General features: G+C 68.1%; 15 protein-coding genes. 14 read left to right on the forward strand and 1 reads right to left on the reverse strand.

Features of this window, described 5'->3' with window-relative positions:
* Positions 1-37 precede the first annotated feature (37 nt).
* From ACQKIE_RS15915 to ACQKIE_RS15980, 14 genes are all read left to right on the forward strand, one after another.
* On the forward strand, positions 38-1,264 hold the full coding sequence (locus tag ACQKIE_RS15915) for a beta-ketoacyl-ACP synthase (RefSeq protein ID WP_427460856.1): 1,227 nt from the start codon (positions 38-40) through the stop codon (positions 1,262-1,264).
* Positions 1,264-2,490 carry a beta-ketoacyl-[acyl-carrier-protein] synthase family protein gene (locus ACQKIE_RS15920; RefSeq protein ID WP_427460858.1) on the forward strand — a complete coding sequence of 409 codons (1,227 nt, stop codon included), beginning with the start codon at positions 1,264-1,266 and terminating at the stop codon, positions 2,488-2,490. Before ACQKIE_RS15915 ends, ACQKIE_RS15920 begins: the two co-directional genes overlap by 1 nt.
* Positions 2,487-3,212 (forward strand): beta-ketoacyl synthase chain length factor, encoded by a 726-nt coding sequence (locus tag ACQKIE_RS15925; protein WP_427460860.1) that lies wholly within the window; start codon positions 2,487-2,489, stop codon positions 3,210-3,212. The genes ACQKIE_RS15920 and ACQKIE_RS15925 overlap by 4 nt, the downstream gene beginning before the upstream one ends.
* Entirely contained in the window at positions 3,188-3,973 is a 786-nt protein-coding gene (locus tag ACQKIE_RS15930; RefSeq protein ID WP_427460862.1) for a lysophospholipid acyltransferase family protein, read from the forward strand. Before ACQKIE_RS15925 ends, ACQKIE_RS15930 begins: the two co-directional genes overlap by 25 nt.
* Complete coding sequence (locus ACQKIE_RS15935) at positions 3,970-4,233, forward strand: phosphopantetheine-binding protein (RefSeq protein WP_427460864.1); 264 nt, start codon at positions 3,970-3,972, stop codon at positions 4,231-4,233. The genes ACQKIE_RS15930 and ACQKIE_RS15935 overlap by 4 nt, the downstream gene beginning before the upstream one ends.
* The gene (locus ACQKIE_RS15940; protein ID WP_427460866.1) at positions 4,221-5,393 is read left to right on the forward strand and encodes a hypothetical protein; all 1,173 of its coding nucleotides are present in this window, start codon (positions 4,221-4,223) and stop codon (positions 5,391-5,393) included. Before ACQKIE_RS15935 ends, ACQKIE_RS15940 begins: the two co-directional genes overlap by 13 nt.
* Entirely contained in the window at positions 5,386-6,339 is a 954-nt protein-coding gene (locus ACQKIE_RS15945) for a glycosyl transferase (protein ID WP_427460868.1), read from the forward strand. Before ACQKIE_RS15940 ends, ACQKIE_RS15945 begins: the two co-directional genes overlap by 8 nt.
* Positions 6,329-6,787: an acyl-CoA thioesterase gene (locus tag ACQKIE_RS15950; RefSeq protein ID WP_427460870.1), complete on the forward strand. Its 459-nt coding sequence runs from the start codon at positions 6,329-6,331 to the stop codon at positions 6,785-6,787. The genes ACQKIE_RS15945 and ACQKIE_RS15950 overlap by 11 nt, the downstream gene beginning before the upstream one ends.
* Entirely contained in the window at positions 6,784-7,506 is a 723-nt protein-coding gene (locus ACQKIE_RS15955; RefSeq protein ID WP_427460872.1) for a class I SAM-dependent methyltransferase, read from the forward strand. The genes ACQKIE_RS15950 and ACQKIE_RS15955 overlap by 4 nt, the downstream gene beginning before the upstream one ends.
* Positions 7,503-8,681: a beta-ketoacyl-ACP synthase gene (locus tag ACQKIE_RS15960; RefSeq protein ID WP_427460874.1), complete on the forward strand. Its 1,179-nt coding sequence runs from the start codon at positions 7,503-7,505 to the stop codon at positions 8,679-8,681. The genes ACQKIE_RS15955 and ACQKIE_RS15960 overlap by 4 nt, the downstream gene beginning before the upstream one ends.
* A complete protein-coding gene (locus ACQKIE_RS15965) occupies positions 8,678-9,151 on the forward strand; it encodes a 3-hydroxylacyl-ACP dehydratase (RefSeq protein ID WP_427460876.1) in 474 nt (157 codons plus the stop codon). The genes ACQKIE_RS15960 and ACQKIE_RS15965 overlap by 4 nt, the downstream gene beginning before the upstream one ends.
* Positions 9,148-9,876 carry a 3-oxoacyl-ACP reductase FabG gene (fabG, locus tag ACQKIE_RS15970; protein WP_427460878.1) on the forward strand — a complete coding sequence of 243 codons (729 nt, stop codon included), beginning with the start codon at positions 9,148-9,150 and terminating at the stop codon, positions 9,874-9,876. The genes ACQKIE_RS15965 and fabG overlap by 4 nt, the downstream gene beginning before the upstream one ends.
* A gap of 36 nt (positions 9,877-9,912) precedes the next feature.
* Positions 9,913-12,030 (forward strand): YccS family putative transporter, encoded by a 2,118-nt coding sequence (yccS, locus tag ACQKIE_RS15975; RefSeq protein WP_427460880.1) that lies wholly within the window; start codon positions 9,913-9,915, stop codon positions 12,028-12,030.
* Positions 12,031-12,107: 77 nt separating this feature from the next.
* Entirely contained in the window at positions 12,108-13,265 is a 1,158-nt protein-coding gene (locus ACQKIE_RS15980; protein ID WP_427460882.1) for an isovaleryl-CoA dehydrogenase, read from the forward strand.
* A 63-nt stretch (positions 13,266-13,328) separates the two neighbouring features.
* On the opposite strand, the gene ACQKIE_RS15985 is transcribed toward ACQKIE_RS15980, so the two are convergent.
* The gene (locus ACQKIE_RS15985) at positions 13,329-16,133 is read right to left on the reverse strand and encodes a S8 family serine peptidase (RefSeq protein ID WP_427460884.1); all 2,805 of its coding nucleotides are present in this window, start codon (positions 16,131-16,133) and stop codon (positions 13,329-13,331) included.
* Between the last annotated feature and the right edge of the window lie 15 nt (positions 16,134-16,148).

Consider the following 16,148-nt stretch of genomic DNA (forward strand, 5'->3'; position numbering starts at 1 on the left):
GCATGAACTCACAGCACACCTCACGGGAGCACGCGGCATGAAGCGCGTCGTCGTCACCGGCATGGGCGGCATCACGCCGCTCGGCCACGAATGGGCCGCCATCGAGCCGCGCCTGCGCCGGTTCCAGAACGCCGTGCGCCGCATGGGCGAATGGGACTACTTCGACAAACTCAATGGCAGGCTCGGCGCCCCCGTGGACGACTTCGTCCTGCCTGCGCACTGGTCGCGCAAGCACGTGCGCTCGATGGGCCGCGTGGCCCAACTCGCCGTCGCGGCCAGCGAGCGTGCACTGGTCGACGCCGGCCTGCTCGGCGACGAGCGCATCGCGGACGGACGCATGGGCGTGGCCTATGGCTCGTCCGGCGGCAGCATCGAGCCGGCCCGCACGGTCGGCCACATGCTCGAGACCGGTTCGATGCAAGGCGTCACCGCCACCAGCTACATCCAGATGATGGCGCACACGACGGCGGTGAACGTCGGCGTGTTCTTCGGCCTGAAGGGCCGCGTGATCACCACGTCCAGCGCGTGCACCTCGGGCAGCCAGGCAATCGGGTACGGCTATGAGGCGATCCAGCAGGGTAAGCAGGCGCTGATGCTTTGCGGTGGTGCCGAGGAGCTCTCCGGTCCCGGCGCGGCGGTGTTCGACACGCTATTCGCCACGAGCACGCGCAACGACACCCCCGGGCTCACGCCGCGTCCGTTCGACGCGGGCCGCGATGGTCTCGTCGTCGGTGAAGGCGCGACCACGCTGATCCTAGAGGACTACGACCACGCCATCGCCCGCGGCGCGCGTATCTACTCGGAAATCGTCGGCTTCGGCACCAACTCGGACGGCGCGCACATCACCCAGCCCACGCGCGAAACGATGGCCGCGGCGATGCGCATGGCCCTGGCCGACGCGAACCTGCCTCCCGCCGCCATCGGCTACGTCAGCGCGCACGGCACGGCCACCGACCGCGGCGACGTCGCCGAGAGCCACGCCACCGCGGACGTCCTCGGCGGCGGCATCCCGATCAGTTCGATGAAGAGCTACGTCGGCCACACCCTCGGCGCCTGCGGCGCGCTGGAAGCCTGGTGGGCGATCGAGATGATGCGCGGCGGCTGGTTCGCGCCGACCATCAACCTGGAAACCCCCGACCCGGAATGCGCCGCGTTGGATTACCTGGTCGGCGAGGGCCGCGAGATTCGTACCGGCTACGTGATGAACAACAACTTCGCCTTCGGTGGCATCAACACGTCCCTGATCTTCAAGGCACACGGCTGATGCGGCGAGCCGTCGTCACGGGCATGGGTGCGGTTACCTGCCTCGGCGCGGGTCGCAAAGCCTTGTTCGACGGCTTGCGCGCGGGGCGTGCCGGGTTCCGTGCCATGGACGACTTCGCCGCGCTCGGCATGCGTTGCCGCGTGGCGGCACCCGCGGACACCTCGGCGCTCGAGCCGCCGCCGCGCAAGTTGCGCCGCTACCTGCCGCAGGCCGCCGAGTTCGCCTGGCACGCGACGACCGAAGCCCTCGCGGAAGCCGGGCTGGATGCCGCGCGCGTGCGCGAGCGCGACGTTGGCATCGTGATGGGCGGCGCGGCGGCGCTGAGCGAATACGAGGCAGGACTGGACGTCTTCCATGCCAAGGGCATCTCGCGCCTCTCGCCCTTCATCGTGCCGCGCAGCATGGGCAGCGCGGTGTCCGCGACGCTCACGCAGGCCTTCGGTTTTGGTGGACGCGGCTTTACCGTGGGCTCGGCATGCACCAGCGCCACGCACGCCATCGGCCAGGCGATGGAGCTGATCCAGCTCGGACGCCAGGAAATCGTGGTGTGTGGCGGCGCCGAAGAGCTGCACGACAAGGCCGCCATGTGCTTCGACGTGATGAACGCCCTCTCGGCCACCAGCGTGGCGGGCGAGCGCGTGTCGACGCCGTATGCGGCGGATCGCGACGGGATCCTGCTCGGGGGCGGTGCGGGCGTGCTCGTGCTGGAGTCGCTCGAGCACGCGCAGGCACGCGGCGCCACGATCCTCGCGGAGCTGACCGGATACGGCGCGGCCTCCGACCCGGACGGCATGATCAGTCCGGCCGCCGACGGCATGGCCGAGGCCATGCACCAGGCCATCGACCTCGCGGGCACCCTGCCCGGCTACGTCAACACCCATGCCTGCGCCACGGTCGCCGGCGACCAGGCCGAATGGGAGGCGTTGCGCCGCGTCTTCGGCGATCGCGGCCTCGATGTGCCGCCGATGTCGTCGATCAAGGGCCTTATCGGCCACGCGCCGGCGGCGGCAGGCGCGATCGACGCCATCGCCTCGATCGACATGATGCTCGAGGGCGTGCTGCTCGGCTGCGCCACGCCCACGGTCCGCGACCCGTCCTTCGCGGATGCGCCGCTCATCGACGGCGAGTTGTCGCTGCGCGTCGACAGCGTGCTCTCGAACACCTTCGGATTCGGCGGTAGCTGCGCGGCACTGATGATCCGCCGCTTCGCCGGGACCACGGCATGATCGACGTGCGCATCGACGCATGGCGCGCCTGGGCGCCCGGCCTCGAAGACGCCGGGGCATGGGCTGCGTGGGCCGCCGCGCCGCACCCGATCATCGACCGCGGCGAGCAACCCGCCTGCGAATTCGTGCCGCCGATGCAGCGCCGCCGCCTGAGCCGTCTGGCCCGCATCGTGATGCACGCGGCGTGGCCGCTGTGTGGCGACGACGAGCAACTGCCCTTCGTGTTTGCATCGCGCCACGGCGAAACCACCCGCACCTTCGCGATGCTCGACGAGATCGCTCGAGAAGCACCGCTGTCGCCCACGCAGTTCGGCCTCTCGGTGCATAACGCCATCGCCGGCCAATGGTCGATCCTGCGCGGACAGCGGGGCGAATCCGTGGCCATCGCCGGTGAGGCCGATACGTTCGAACACGCCATCGTCGAGGCCGCCGCGTTGCTGGGCGAGGGCGCCCCGGCCGTCGTCGCGGTCATCGCGGAGGAGCTTCCTGCGGCGGCTTACGAGGGCTGGATCGACGACGTGCCTTTCTCGTATACGCTGGCCCTGCGCTTGTCCCTCGCGGGCAACGGCCCCGGGTGGCGGCTGTCGCTGGCGGCCAACGACGGGGCCGCGCCGGTGACGGGCGTTCCGCACGCCCTGCGTTTCGCTCGCGCCTTGCACGACGGCGCGCCCCTGGACCACCCGTGGAAGACGCGACGATGGACCTGGCAGCCGACAGCTTGACCCGCCGCGACGCCTGGGCATGGCGTTTCGTGTGCACCGCGCTCAGCTTCGCGCTATTCGGTATCGGCGGCATCCTGTTGCGCGTGCTCATCCTTCCGGTGGTCCTGCATTGGCCCGGACCTCCTGCCGTGCGCCGGCGGCGCGCCCGGCGGACCGTCGGTCGCGCGTTCTGGCTGCACTCGCAGTTCATGTACCGCACCGGGGTGATCGACTACCGCTTCCAAGGGCTGGAGCGACTGGGTCGCCCTGGCCAGATGGTCGTCGCCAACCACCCGTCGCTCATCGACGTGGTGTTCCTCATCGGCCACCTGCCCGATGCGAACTGCATCGTAAAGCACAGCCTGTGGAAGAACCCGTGCATGCGCGGCCCGGTGCGCGTGGCCGAGTACATCAGCAACGACGGCAGCGCCGAGATGCTCGATCGCGCGGCCGCCGTCTTGCGCGAGGGCGAGACGCTCATCGTGTTCCCGGAAGGCACCCGAACCACGCCGGGCAAGCCGCCGGTTTTCCACAGGGGCGCGGCCGCGATAGCGGTTCGCGGCGCGCGGACGATCACGCCGGTGTTCATCACGGTCCGCCCCACGACGCTCACCAAGGCCGAGCCGTGGTATCGCGTTCCGTACCGTCGCGTGCAGATGGATTTCCGGGTGGGCGAGGACATCGCGGTGGCCGACTTCAGCGATGGCGTCCCCGCGCCGATAGCCTCGCGCCGCATCAACGAACACCTGCACACCCTTTACGCCAGGGAACTCATGGCATGACCGACCTCGAACGCGACATCGCCCAGCTGATTATCGAAACACTGGCGCTCGAGCACCTCACGGCTAACGACATCGCCGTGGACCAGCCCCTATTCGGCCAGGGGCTGGGACTGGATTCGGTCGATGCCCTGGAACTGGCGCTGGCCCTGCAGAACCGTTACGGCCTGCGGATCGCCTCCGACTCACGCGACGCGCGGCGACACTTCGAAACCGTGCGCAGCCTGGCGGCATACGTGGGGAACGCCTCGTGCGCCGGCTGAGCGACCTCGTCCTGGTCGTCGTCGGCGTCCTCTACCCCTTCATCGTGTACTTCGGCACGAACCATGTGTCGACGCCGGTTTTCGGCCTCATCCTCGGTGCGCTCTGGCTCGTTCGCGCGCCGGCGCTCCTGCGCCAGCCCGGCGGACGCTGGATGCTCGGCATCACCCTCGTCTACTGCGCCGTGCTCGCCTTTGGTGGGGAAGAACACCTGCTGCGCTGGTACCCCAGCCTCATCTGCGGCCTCCTGCTCGCGGCCTTCGGCCTGAGCTTGAAGTTCGGCCCACCGATCATCGAGCGCATCGCGCGGGTGAGCGAGCCGGACCTGCCACCGGTGGCGGTGCGTTATACGCGTCGCGTCACCTGGGTCTGGGTCGTGTTCTTCGCAGCCAACGGCACGGTCTCCGGCCTGCTCGCCGAATGGGGGCCGCTATCGTGGTGGACCTTCTACAACGGCATCCTCGCGTACTCCGTGATGGGAGCGCTGTTCGTGGGCGAGTGGATCCTCCGCCAGCGCTTGCGCCGGCGGATCAACAAGGCACCGATGGACACCGCGGCGCGGCGGCTCGCCTCGCACCCTTGGGTGGCCGCCGCGGCCGGCGGCTACGCGGGAAAACTCGGGCCCGGCATGATCGTGGCGCTCAGCGCCGCGGGTCGCACCGCGTTGCTGCGTCACGGGCGCGCCGGGCTGGTCAACGAACTTGGGCAGGAAGCCGCCGGCGACGACGCCCTGTCCTCGCCGCTGGTGTGGCGCTTCGTACACACACTGCCTGAGCCGGCGAAGGTGGACGCGATGTTGCGCGCGCCGCTACCCGAGACAGCGACCATCCTGGTCGAGCACCGGGAAGGCGACACGCTCGTCCTCGATCTGGAACTCCCGCTGGACCTGGCCTGTTTTACCGATCATTTCCCCGATGCCCCCGTCGTGCCCGGCGTGCTGCAGGTGGCCTGGGCACTGCGGCTCGCGGCCGAGCGCCTCGGTACGCCGGCCACCTGCCGCGCGATGGACGGCATGAAGTTCCAGCGCCTCATGCGTCCCGGCGACCGCGTGCAGCTCACGCTGCGCCACGACGCCACGCGAGGCCGGTTGCATTTCACCTACCGCAGCGGGGACGCCGCGGTCTCCTCCGCGCACCTGCGACTGGAGGGCGCCGATGGCTGATTCCGTCGCGAGCCCGCACTGGGCCGACCAGAAGGAGCGCGGCAACTTCCTCGGCATCAAGCTGACCGCCGTTGCGGTTCGCCTGCTGGGCCGTCGCGCGGTCACGCCCTTCATCCGCCTGATCGTGCTGTACTTCTACGTCACCGGCCGGCCGGCACGACGCAACGTGGTCGAGTACCAGCGGCGACTCGCATCGTGGAGCGGCCGCGACGACCTCTTCCCGCGCTCGCGGGCCGCCTTCGCGCAGTACCTGGCATTCAGCGAATGCATGCTCGACCGGCTCGACGTGTGGCGCGGCAAGCTGCGCCTGTCGTCGGTGGACATGGACGACCCGGACGGCGTGCGCGACGCGCTGCTCGCAGGAGGGCGCGGACAACTCCTGGTCTGCACGCACCTCGGCAACCTGGATGTCTGCCGCGCCATGGCGGAACTCGGCGATGGCGTCGCGCTCAACGTTCTGATGCACCTGCCGAACGCCGCGCACTTCAATCGTCTGCTCCGGGAGTCGGGCGACAGGCGGCTTCGTCTGATGCATGTGGGCGACCTCGATACCGCCGCGATGCTGGACCTGTCGCAGCGGTTGGACCGCGGCGAATGGATCGCGATCGCCGGCGACCGCGTCCCCGCGCACGGCGGTCGCACCGTCGATGCCGACTTCCTCGGCGCCGCCGCGCCGTTTCCGCAGGGCCCATGGCTCATGGCGGCGATGCTGCGCTGCCGGGTGAACCTGGTGTGCTGCCTGAAGCACGGCGACCGTTATCGCATCCACCTGCGCCACTTCGACGATGCCGCGACCTGGGAACGCGGCCGCCGCGATGCGATCATCGTCTCGGCGGTCGGCCGTTACGCGGACTGGCTCGCGATGCACTGCCTCGCGGCGCCGTTGCAATGGTTCAATTTCCACCCGTACTGGCACGCCGCCAACGGAGATCCCCATGCGCGCTAAGGGCGTCCACGCCACCGATGTCGAAGTAACCGTCCCCTTCTTCGACGTGGACTCCATGGACGTCGTATGGCACGGCCATTACGTCAAGTACCTGGAGATCGCTCGCTGCGCCCTGCTCGAAGAGCTGGGGCACGACTACGTGCGGATGAAGGAAACGGGCTACGTTTGGCCGATCATCGACCTCCAGCTGCGCTATGCCCGCGCTGCGCGCTTCGGCCAGAAACTGGTCGTGCGCGCGGAACTGGTCGAGTGGCAGAACCGGTTGAAGATCCACTACACCCTGAGCGACGCCGGCACCGGCGAGCGCCTTACCCGCGCAAGCACCATCCAGGTGGCCGTGCGCCTCGCCGATGGCGAGATGCAACTGGTCTCGCCTGCCGTTTTCGTCGACGACGTGGAGCGCCACATCACACCGTCGGCATCACGCTCCACCGGAAGCCCTCCATGAAGTACGCCAGCGCCACCTACGTCGAGGAAACCCGCATCGGTTTCGTCTTCCTGCGCACCCACACGTGGCAACACCACGTCCTGCGCGTGGCGATCAACGACCTCAAGCGGCTCGTTGGCGAACCCTTGCCGCGAGGCGGCACGCTGCTCGACGTCGGCTGCGGCCAGGGGCGCTCGTTCCGCCTGTTGCGCGACGCTTTCGCGCCGCAGCGGTTGATCGGCCTGGACGCCGACCCACACAGCGTCGACCTGTCGCGCAGGGAAGCGGAGCGCGAAGGGATCGACGCCACGCTGCTCGTTGGCGACTGCGCGAGGATCGACCTGCCCGACGCAAGCGTCGACGTCTTGTTCTGCCACCAGACCTTCCACCACCTCGTGGAGCAGGAGCGCGCGCTCGACGAGTTCTGGCGTGTGCTGAAGCCTGGCGGCGTGCTTCTCTTCGCCGAGTCGACGAAGGCATACATCGACACCTGGATCATTCGCTGGTTCTTCCGCCATCCCATGCACGTGCAGAAGAGCGCCGACGAGTACCTGGCGATGCTGCGCGATCGTGGATTCGAGTTCGCCGAGCACAACGTCTCGTTGCCTTATCTATGGTGGAGCCGCGCGAAGGACTTCGGCCTGATGGAGCGCTGGGGCATCAAGGCCGCGCCGCCGCCCGGCAAGCGCGACGAGACGCTGGTCAACGTGGCCGCCCGCAAGCCTCTCGCAGGCGCATGAAGGCCTACCTCAACGCATTAGGCGTCGCCTGTTCGCTCGGCGTGGGCAAGGACGCGGTCGCGGAGGGCCTGTTCCAGGCGGCTGCGCACGGCCTGCGCCCGCTTGATGGCTGGGTGCCAGCGCGCACCCTTCCGCTAGGCGACGTGACCGCGGTGCTGCCGGCCATCCCGCCTGGGCTCGAACACCGCGACACGCGCAACAACCGCTTGCTGCTGCTTGCGGCGCAAGAAATCGAAAGCGACTTGCGGGCCGCCATCGCGCGTTTCGGCGCGGCCAGGATCGGCGTGGTGATCGGCACCAGCACCACGGGCATCGAGGAAGCCACGCGCAACATCGCCGCGCGCGGGACCACGGGCACCTGGCCCGAGGACTATCGCTACGCCGACCAGGAACTGGGCGCGCCCGCGGCGTTCCTCGCGGAATGGCTCGACATCGCCGGCCCGTGCTACGGCATTTCCACCGCCTGCACGTCCGGCGCCAGGGCCTTGCTCAGCGCCCGGCGGCTGCTCCGGCTGGGACTTTGCGATGCCGTCATCTGCGGCGGCGTGGACACGCTCTGCCGACTCGCCACGAACGGCTTCCATGCGTTGGAGGCGACCGCGTCCGAACGCTGCCTTCCCTTCTCGCACGCGCGACGCGGGATCAATATCGGCGAGGCCGCGGCGCTGTTCCTCATGACCCGGGACGACGCACCGGTGGCGTTGCTCGGCGGCGGCGCCAGCTCCGACGCCTATCACATGTCGTCCCCCGAACCGGACGGACGCGGCGCCGCCGAAGCGATGCGCCGCGCCCTGGCCGCGGCGGGCATCGATGCCGAGAGCATCGATTACGTGAACCTGCACGGCACCGCCACCGAACACAACGACGCGATGGAAAGCCGCGCGGTCGCCGATACGTTCGCACGTCCCGTGCCCTGTTCGTCGACGAAGGCTCTCACCGGTCATACGCTCGGTGCCGCCGGTGCCCTGGAAGCGGCGTTCTGCTGGCTCGCCCTGATGGATCCGCAGCGCCGCCTGCCGCCACACGCCTGGGATGGCGCCGCCGATCCGGCACTGCCGGCCCTGGCATTCACCATCGTGGGCGACACCCTGTCCCAAGGGCGTCGGCACCTGATGAGCAATTCGTTCGCGTTCGGCGGCAACAACGCCAGCCTGATCCTGGAAGGTGGCGCATGACGATCTGGCCGATCGAGACGCTTCTGCCGCACGCCGGTCGCATGATCCTGCTCGACAGGGTCCTGGTTTGGGACGCGGAGCGCATCGTCTGCGAACGCGTCGTCCGGCGCGGCGATAGCTTCGTCGAAACCATCGGCCTGCCGGCGTGGGCCGGCGTGGAACTGATGGCGCAGGCGATCGCCGCATGGAACGGCTGCCAGGTGCTCGCCGCCGGCGGCAGTGTGCGTCCCGGGTTCCTGCTCGGCACGCGGGCCTACCGCGCCGACGTCGATGCATTCCCTATCGGCGCGAAGCTCAACATCGAAACGGTGCGCAGCTTCCATGACGAGGATGGCATGGGCGCCTTCGCCTGCCGCATCGACGCACCCGGCTTGCACGCCGAAGCCCGCCTCACCGTCTTCAGTCCACCGGATCCCACGCCTTACCTCGATCCACGCAACAGTCTCGATTCGAAGGGAACCGCCCCATGACCGACACCGTCCTCGTCACCGGCTCCAGCCGGGGCATCGGCCGCGCCATCGCCTTGAACCTCGCCGATGCCGGTTACGACATCGTCGTGCACTGCCGATCGCGGCGCGAGGAGGCCGAGGCCGTCCAGGCGGAGATCGCCGCGCGCGGCCGCCATGCGCGTATCGTCCAATTCGACATCTCCGATCGCGCCGCCTCGGCGTCGGCGCTCGAAGCCGACGTGGCGGCGCACGGCGCCTACTACGGCGTGGTCTGCAATGCCGGCCTCACCCGCGACGGGGCGTTCCCCGGCCTCACGTCGGAAGACTGGGACCAGGTGCTGCGGACCAACCTCGACGGCTTCTACAACGTGCTGCATCCGCTGGTGATGCCGATGATCCGCCGCCGTGCCGCCGGCCGCATCGTCTGCATCACCTCGGTCTCCGGCATGGTCGGCAACCGCGGGCAGGTGAATTACAGCGCGTCGAAGGCCGGCGTGATCGGTGCGGCGAAGGCATTGGCCGTGGAACTCGCGAAGCGCAAGATCACGGTGAATTGCGTGGCGCCCGGTCTTATCGACACCGACATGCTGGAGCCGGAAGTCCCGGTGGAGCAGATCCTCAAGGCGATTCCGATGGAGCGCACCGGCACACCGGAAGAGGTGGCCGCGGCGGTGCGCTTCCTCATGAGTCCGGGGGCGGGATACATCACCCGTCAGGTGCTGGCCGTGAATGGCGGGCTTTGTTAGGTCGAGGACCCGTCGCCGTACCGCTAAGCTAAGCGGATGCGCTTCCTACGCCACCTGGCTCAATCCGACCGGCTCGCCGACGTGCTGCGCGTCTTCCTCGCGATGACGGGTGTGGTCGCCTGGTGCACGCCCACGGGTCACTCCGCTGCCGTCGTCCCTGCCTTGCTCGGCACCATCGCCTGCGCGCTGGCCGAGACCGACGACGCCTGGCGGGGGCGGCTACGGGGACTGGTCGTCACCTTGGCCTGCTTCACCACCGCCGCGGTGGTGGTGAAGACGACCCTCGGCATGCCGATCCTGTTCGCCCTGCTCCTGCCGGTGGGAACCTTCGTGCTGGTGATGCTGGGCGCCGCCAGCGGACGGTATGCCACGATCGCCACGGCGACGTTGATCCTCTCGGTCTACACCATGCTCGCATCCGATACGGCCGCTGCGACCGCCGATGGCTGGAGCGACACGCTCGCCATCGTGTGCGGAGCGGGCTGGTACGGTCTTCTTTCCCTCCTATGGAGCGCCATGGCGCCCCAGCGCGCCGTGCGCCACGCGCTTGCCCGCCTCTTCGAATCGCTCGCGGCACTGATGGAAGCGAAAGCGGCGCTCTTCGAGCCGGTGCATGGATTGGACCGCGACGCGTTGGCAGTCGAGTTCGCTCGACACAACCTGCGCACGGTGGACGCGCTGGCGGCCACGCGCGCCGTGCTGATCGACCGCATCGGACGGCGCCAGCCGCGCGGGCGCTCAGCGGCACGTCTCGCCATGTTCTTCGTCGCCCAGGACATCCACGAGCGGATCAGTTCCTCGCACTATCCCTATGAGGATATGGCCGACGCGCTGTACCACAGCGACGTCATGTTCCGCTTCGGACGCCTGCTGCGCTTGCAGGCCAATGCCTGCCGCGAGCGCGCGGACGCCGTTCGTCATGGTAAGCCACCCTCGTCGATCGCCCTACCGCAAACGGCGCTCGATGACGTACGCACCGCCATCGACTATCACCGCAGTGCAACCTCGATCGATCGAGCACTGGACGACGCCTTGGTGGCCCTCCTCGCCAACCTCGAACGACTGCAGCATGACATCGGCGATGAGGGTCACCTGAGCAACGATTCGGATGTGTCCCTGCAAGGCAATGAACCCGACTCACTCCGCGAAGCCATCGCGCGCATTCGGGTGCGCCTGGACCGCCGCTCCATGCATTTCCGCCATGCCGTGCGCCTCGCCACGGGTATGCTCGCCGGTTACGTCGTCATGCTCCTCCTGCATCCGAGCCACGGCTACTGGATCCTGATGACTACGTTGTTCGTCTGCCAGCCGAGCTACGGCGCGACGCGCAAACGCACCGTGCAGCGCGTCGCCGGCACCACCGTCGGTCTGGTCGTCGGCTGGGCAATGCTTCGGCTGTTGCCTGGTGGCGATTGGCGACTGCCTGTCCTGGTCGCCACGGGAGCCGCCTTTTTCGCTTTTCGTCTCCGCCGCTATGCCCTGGCCACGGCCGTCATCACGCTCTTCGTCCTCCTCTGCTTCGACCTGGCCGGTGCCGGTTACGACGCCATTGGGCCGCGGCTGCTCGATACCCTGCTTGGCGCCCTCGTCGCCGCGACCGTCATCCGCTTCGTGCTGCCGGACTGGCGGGTACGACGCATGGAGGACGTCGTGGGAGAGGCATTGCTGGCCTATGCCCAATACCTTCGGGGCATCGCGGCGCAATACGCCACCGGCAAGGCGGACGACCTGCCCTACCGCATCCTGCGTCGTGACGCCCATGCGGCACAGGCGATGGTCGCCGGCAACGTGGCCGAACTCGTCGTCGAGCCGGGCCATTCGCGGGAGCTCGAGGAAAGGGCGTTACGCCTGGTCGCCGCCCTCCAAACCGGTCTCGCCCACTTGTCCGCCCTCGGCGCCCATCGGCGCGCCTTGTCCCCGAAAGAAGCAGCCGTCATCGAGGCGCTCTGCGGAGAGGTCGCCGGTCGATTCGATGTCTTGGCCGCCCGCTTTCGCGCCGGGTCGGCACCACCCCTTTGGCAGGACGCGCCGCCCTCATCCGAGGGTCCCGCGACCATGACGGCAAGTCCCTCCCCCACCCTGCGTCTGGTGGCCGACCAGTGCCAGTTGCTGGTCCGCGTGCACCACCGCATTGCCGCCCTCGCGACGGCCTGATGCTGCGTCGCGCCGTGGCTTGACGCGGCGCCCACGCTACGATGGGCAGCTTTCCCTGCATTTTCCGGAGTTGCACCATGCGCCCGTTTTCCCTCGGTGAAGACCTCGACCTCCTGCGCGAAAGCGTCCACGCTTTCGCCGAGAAGGAGATCGCGCCGCGCGCCGATCGCATCGACCGCGAGAATGTCTTCCCGGAAGACCTCTGGCGGAAGTTTGGCGACATGGGCCTGCTCGGCGTGACCATCCCCGAGGAATTCGGCGGCTCCGGCCTCGGTTTCCTCGCGCACATGGTGGCGATGGAGGAGATTTCCCGCGCGTCGGCATCGGTGGGCCTGTCCTACGGCGCGCACTCAAACCTGTGCGTGCAGAACATCTACCACAACGGCAACGATGCCCAGCGGCGCAAGTACCTGCCCAAGCTCGCCAGTGGCGAGTGGGTGGGTGCGCTCGCGATGAGCGAACCCGGCGCCGGATCTGACGTGGTCGGCTCCATGAGCTGCCATGCGGAACTTGTCGGCGATACGTGGATCGCCAACGGCTCGAAGATGTGGATCACCAACGGTCCCGACGCTGACGTGCTGTTGGTGTACATGCGCACCGCGCCCCGCCCCGCGGGTAGCCGCTGCATGACGGCCTTCATCGTCGAAAAGGGCATGAAGGGTTTCTCGACAGCGCAGAAGCTCGACAAGCTCGGCATGCGCGGCTCGAACACCTGCGAGCTGGTCTTCGACAATTGCGAAATCCCGGCCGAGAACATCGTCGGCGAAGTGAACGAGGGGGTGCGCGTGCTGATGGGCGGCCTGGACACCGAGCGCCTGGTCCTTTCCGGCGGCCCCATCGGCATCATGCAGGCCGCGGTGGACCTGGTGCTGCCTTACGTGCGCGAGCGCAAGCAGTTCAACGCGCCGATCGGCACCTTCGGGATGATGCAGGCGAAGATTGCCGACATGTACACGGCACTGCAATCCTCGCGCGGTTTTGCTTACATGGTCGCGCAGCAGTTAGACAACGGTGTGAAATCGCGCATCGACCCCGCGGCATGCCTGCTCAATGCGTCGACCAACGCGGTCAAAGTGGCCCTCGAGGCGATCCAGGCCCTCGGCGGCAACGGGTATATCAACGAGTTCCCGGCCGGCCGCCTGCTCCGCGATGCCAAGCTCTACGAGATCGGCGCGGGCACGAATGAAATCCGCCGCATGTTGATCGGCCGCGAATTGTTCCACGGTAAGTCGTAAGGCAAAGCCGCTCCTACCGAGGTAGGAGCGGCTTTGACAGGCCATCCGGAACAGAGACCGCCGTTACCAGTTCATCCGGAACGAAGCCCGCGCCGAACGCGAGTGGTCGCGGTCCGCGAAACGCTGGTCCACGTCGATGCCGAGCTGCGTACGCTCGCTCATGTCAAGCGCGAGGTTCAGCCCCGCCGTGCCGGCGCGGCGCGAGAGGCCGATGCCGTCGACCGGCGCCCATTGCGCGAAGCCGGTGTACCGGGCGGCGAACACTTCGCCCTTCGTGGCGAAGGCATTCTGCCAGCCGAGCTTGGCGTTCAACTGGAGCTTGCCGACGGAGGTCAGCCACGAGCCGCCTGCGCGCAAGCCGAAGCCCGCCTGCCAGCGCGATGTCGTGTGCCCGTCCGCGGCCAGCCCGAACCCGTCGCCGCCGTTTTCCTGGAAGCCGTCACGATGGATGCTGGCGTACTGCACGTTCGCGAAGGGCGTGAGCGTGAATGCACCGGCATTCGTGCGGAAACCGACCTCGCCATACGCGGAGTTGTAGGTACCGTTCAGATCGGTGCCGGCAAAGGTCGCCTGGTCGCCAAAACGCAGCATGCGCTGCATGTCGCCGCGGAAGCTGCCGTATCCGACCTGGCCTACGCCGTACCAGTTCGCACCCCGCGTACCGGCATAGAACATGCCTTGCGTTGCATTGCTGCGCTGGCGGTCGAGGCTACCGTTGAGCTGGCCATTGCTGCTCATCTGGGCGACGGCGACACCTGCGAAGCCGTTGCCACCCAGGCGCACGTCGTGGCCGACCAAGCCGCCGCCGAGATTGAAGCCCACGTTGCCGAATCCGGAGCGGCTGAGGCCGCCCTGGTAGCCGAGCGACTGCGACCACGATCCGGCCACCTGCTTGTCGAGGTGGGACATCAAGGCGTCGTTACCGGCATCGATGCCGGCCAGCGTGACCGCGGTGCCCGCGGCATAAAGCTGACCCGACAGCGATTCCAGCGAGGCCTGCGCGGTCTGCGTGTCCCGCGACTGCTGGATGCCGCCCGCGGCAACCAGCGTGCCCTGTGCGACCCCCGCTGCCGAAACCGGCGACGACAAGGCCTGGTCGAGCTGGCCGAAGGCGCCATCGAGCCGAGCCGCCGAAGACACTGCCGCGAACGACTCAGACATGGTCTCGGAAGCGACCTTGACGACCGTGACGGTCGACGTGTCGACCCAGACTTCGGTCGGCGTGTACTGCAGCGACGTCGACAGGAAGACGCTCGGGTCGGTCGAAAGACTGGCGAAGGTGCCCGTCACGGTGGACGCTGTGAGTACCGGCTGGTGCGACGTCTTGACGTAGCCGTCGGTGACGCCCGAGACGTGGAAGTCACCATCCAGGATGGCCTTTCCACCGACAGCCAGGGGCGCGCCCAGGACCTGCCGGAGTTGTCCGGTGGGACCTTGGGTGAAGTCGCCATTGATCCGGGTACCGGCAGCCGTTGACTGCAGCATGCCGTCGTTCGTCACCGATCCGCCGATGTTCCCTCGCGCCAGCAGCATCCCCGAGCCGAGGATGGTGGCCGAACCCGGGAAAAACCCGGTGGAATCCAGCGTGGCGCCGTTGCCGATCGTGCTCTTGCCGGTGAACGTGTTGCCGCCGTTCGCCAGCACGAGGGTGCCGACACCATTGACGTCGAAGCCGCCTGAGCCCGCGATCGGATTGGAGAAGGTGACGACGTTGCCCTTGTCGAGGTCGACCGGAAGCTCGCCCCAATCCACCCTGCCCGGGCCCTTGATGGCCTTGCCGACGTTGAGACGCCCATACCCGAAGACCGGGTCCGGCCCGGTAGCGCCCAGGTCATCCGCCGTACCAAGGATGATCTGTCGCACCGCGTCCATGGACAGCGTGGGAAAGACGCCCTTGACGACCGCCGCGGCACCCGACACCTGCGGTGCGGCGAACGACGTGCCGCTTCCTTCCACGTAAGTCAGGTTGGTAGCCGTGGCCGTCGGTGCCAGTGCCACCACCCCGCCTGGCGCGGCGAGGCAGTAGTCCATAGCCACGCCGCAGTGGTTCGAGTAGCTGGCGATCGTGTCGAGGTGATTGCTATCCAGCGCCACGACGGCCAGCCAGCCCTTCTCGAGCGCCGGCACACGGCTTGGCAACGCGGCGAGCGTCGACGGGTCGGCGGCACCTTTGTTACCCGCGGCGAAGACATACAACGTGCCCGTGGCGGCCGTGGCATAGGCGTTGGCGAAGCTTGCGGTCGTCGCGGTGGCGGTCGCGTCCCAATAAAGGCCGTCCCACGAGTTGTTGACGATGGAGGCCCCGGCGGTAATCACGTCGTGGTTGATGTCGCCCAGCGGGTCGGCGGTGGTCACTCTGTTGCCCTGGCCAGACCCGTCGTCAGTCGGCGATTTGTCGGCAACGATGCGCGCCGAAACAAGGTCGGCCGCCGGAGCGACACCGCCGGCGAAGTAGCCCGTGGTCGTGCCCGCCGCGATCTCCGCGACGACCGTACCGTGGCCGACCACGTCGTCGACAGCGACGTTGTTGACTGCCGGATCGACGTATACGAGGCTCTTTTTAACCCGGCCCGCCAGTGCGGGATTGGTGGTCGTGACGCCCGAATCGACGATGGCGATGGTGACAGTCGCTCCCTTGGCGCCGGCATCCTGCGCGGCCTTGGCATTCGTACCCGACAGTTGCACGTCGGTGGGGACGCTGAAAGTGGGTGCCGCCGGCGGGGGCGGTGGAGGGGTCGGTGCCACGACTGGCGGGACGTTGTAGTTGGTGCGGGTACCCCCGCCTCCGCCGCCGCATGCGGTCAGCCCCACACCTACGGCGATGGCCAGCGCGATTTCGCGCCGACGCGGCATAGTGATCGTATTCACGTTGTCCCCTGCTTT

Origin of the sequence: Luteibacter sp. NPDC031894 (assembly GCF_050273135.1) — a bacterium.
Taxonomy (GTDB): domain Bacteria; phylum Pseudomonadota; class Gammaproteobacteria; order Xanthomonadales; family Rhodanobacteraceae; genus Luteibacter.

Bases quoted from the DNA above. Each gene is read 5' to 3' on its own strand.
- ACQKIE_RS15915 (WP_427460856.1), top strand. From the start codon at position 38: ATGAAGCGCGTCGTCGTCACCGGCATGGGCGGCATCACGCCGCTCGGC.
- ACQKIE_RS15920 (WP_427460858.1), top strand. From the start codon at position 1,264: ATGCGGCGAGCCGTCGTCACGGGCATGGGTGCGGTTACCTGCCTCGGC.
- ACQKIE_RS15925 (WP_427460860.1), top strand. From the start codon at position 2,487: ATGATCGACGTGCGCATCGACGCATGGCGCGCCTGGGCGCCCGGCCTC.
- ACQKIE_RS15930 (WP_427460862.1), top strand. From the start codon at position 3,188: ATGGACCTGGCAGCCGACAGCTTGACCCGCCGCGACGCCTGGGCATGG.
- ACQKIE_RS15935 (WP_427460864.1), top strand. From the start codon at position 3,970: ATGACCGACCTCGAACGCGACATCGCCCAGCTGATTATCGAAACACTG.
- ACQKIE_RS15945 (WP_427460868.1), top strand. From the start codon at position 5,386: ATGGCTGATTCCGTCGCGAGCCCGCACTGGGCCGACCAGAAGGAGCGC.
- ACQKIE_RS15950 (WP_427460870.1), top strand. From the start codon at position 6,329: ATGCGCGCTAAGGGCGTCCACGCCACCGATGTCGAAGTAACCGTCCCC.
- ACQKIE_RS15955 (WP_427460872.1), top strand. From the start codon at position 6,784: ATGAAGTACGCCAGCGCCACCTACGTCGAGGAAACCCGCATCGGTTTC.
- ACQKIE_RS15960 (WP_427460874.1), top strand. From the start codon at position 7,503: ATGAAGGCCTACCTCAACGCATTAGGCGTCGCCTGTTCGCTCGGCGTG.
- ACQKIE_RS15965 (WP_427460876.1), top strand. From the start codon at position 8,678: ATGACGATCTGGCCGATCGAGACGCTTCTGCCGCACGCCGGTCGCATG.
- fabG (WP_427460878.1), top strand. From the start codon at position 9,148: ATGACCGACACCGTCCTCGTCACCGGCTCCAGCCGGGGCATCGGCCGC.
- yccS (WP_427460880.1), top strand. From the start codon at position 9,913: ATGCGCTTCCTACGCCACCTGGCTCAATCCGACCGGCTCGCCGACGTG.
- ACQKIE_RS15980 (WP_427460882.1), top strand. From the start codon at position 12,108: ATGCGCCCGTTTTCCCTCGGTGAAGACCTCGACCTCCTGCGCGAAAGC.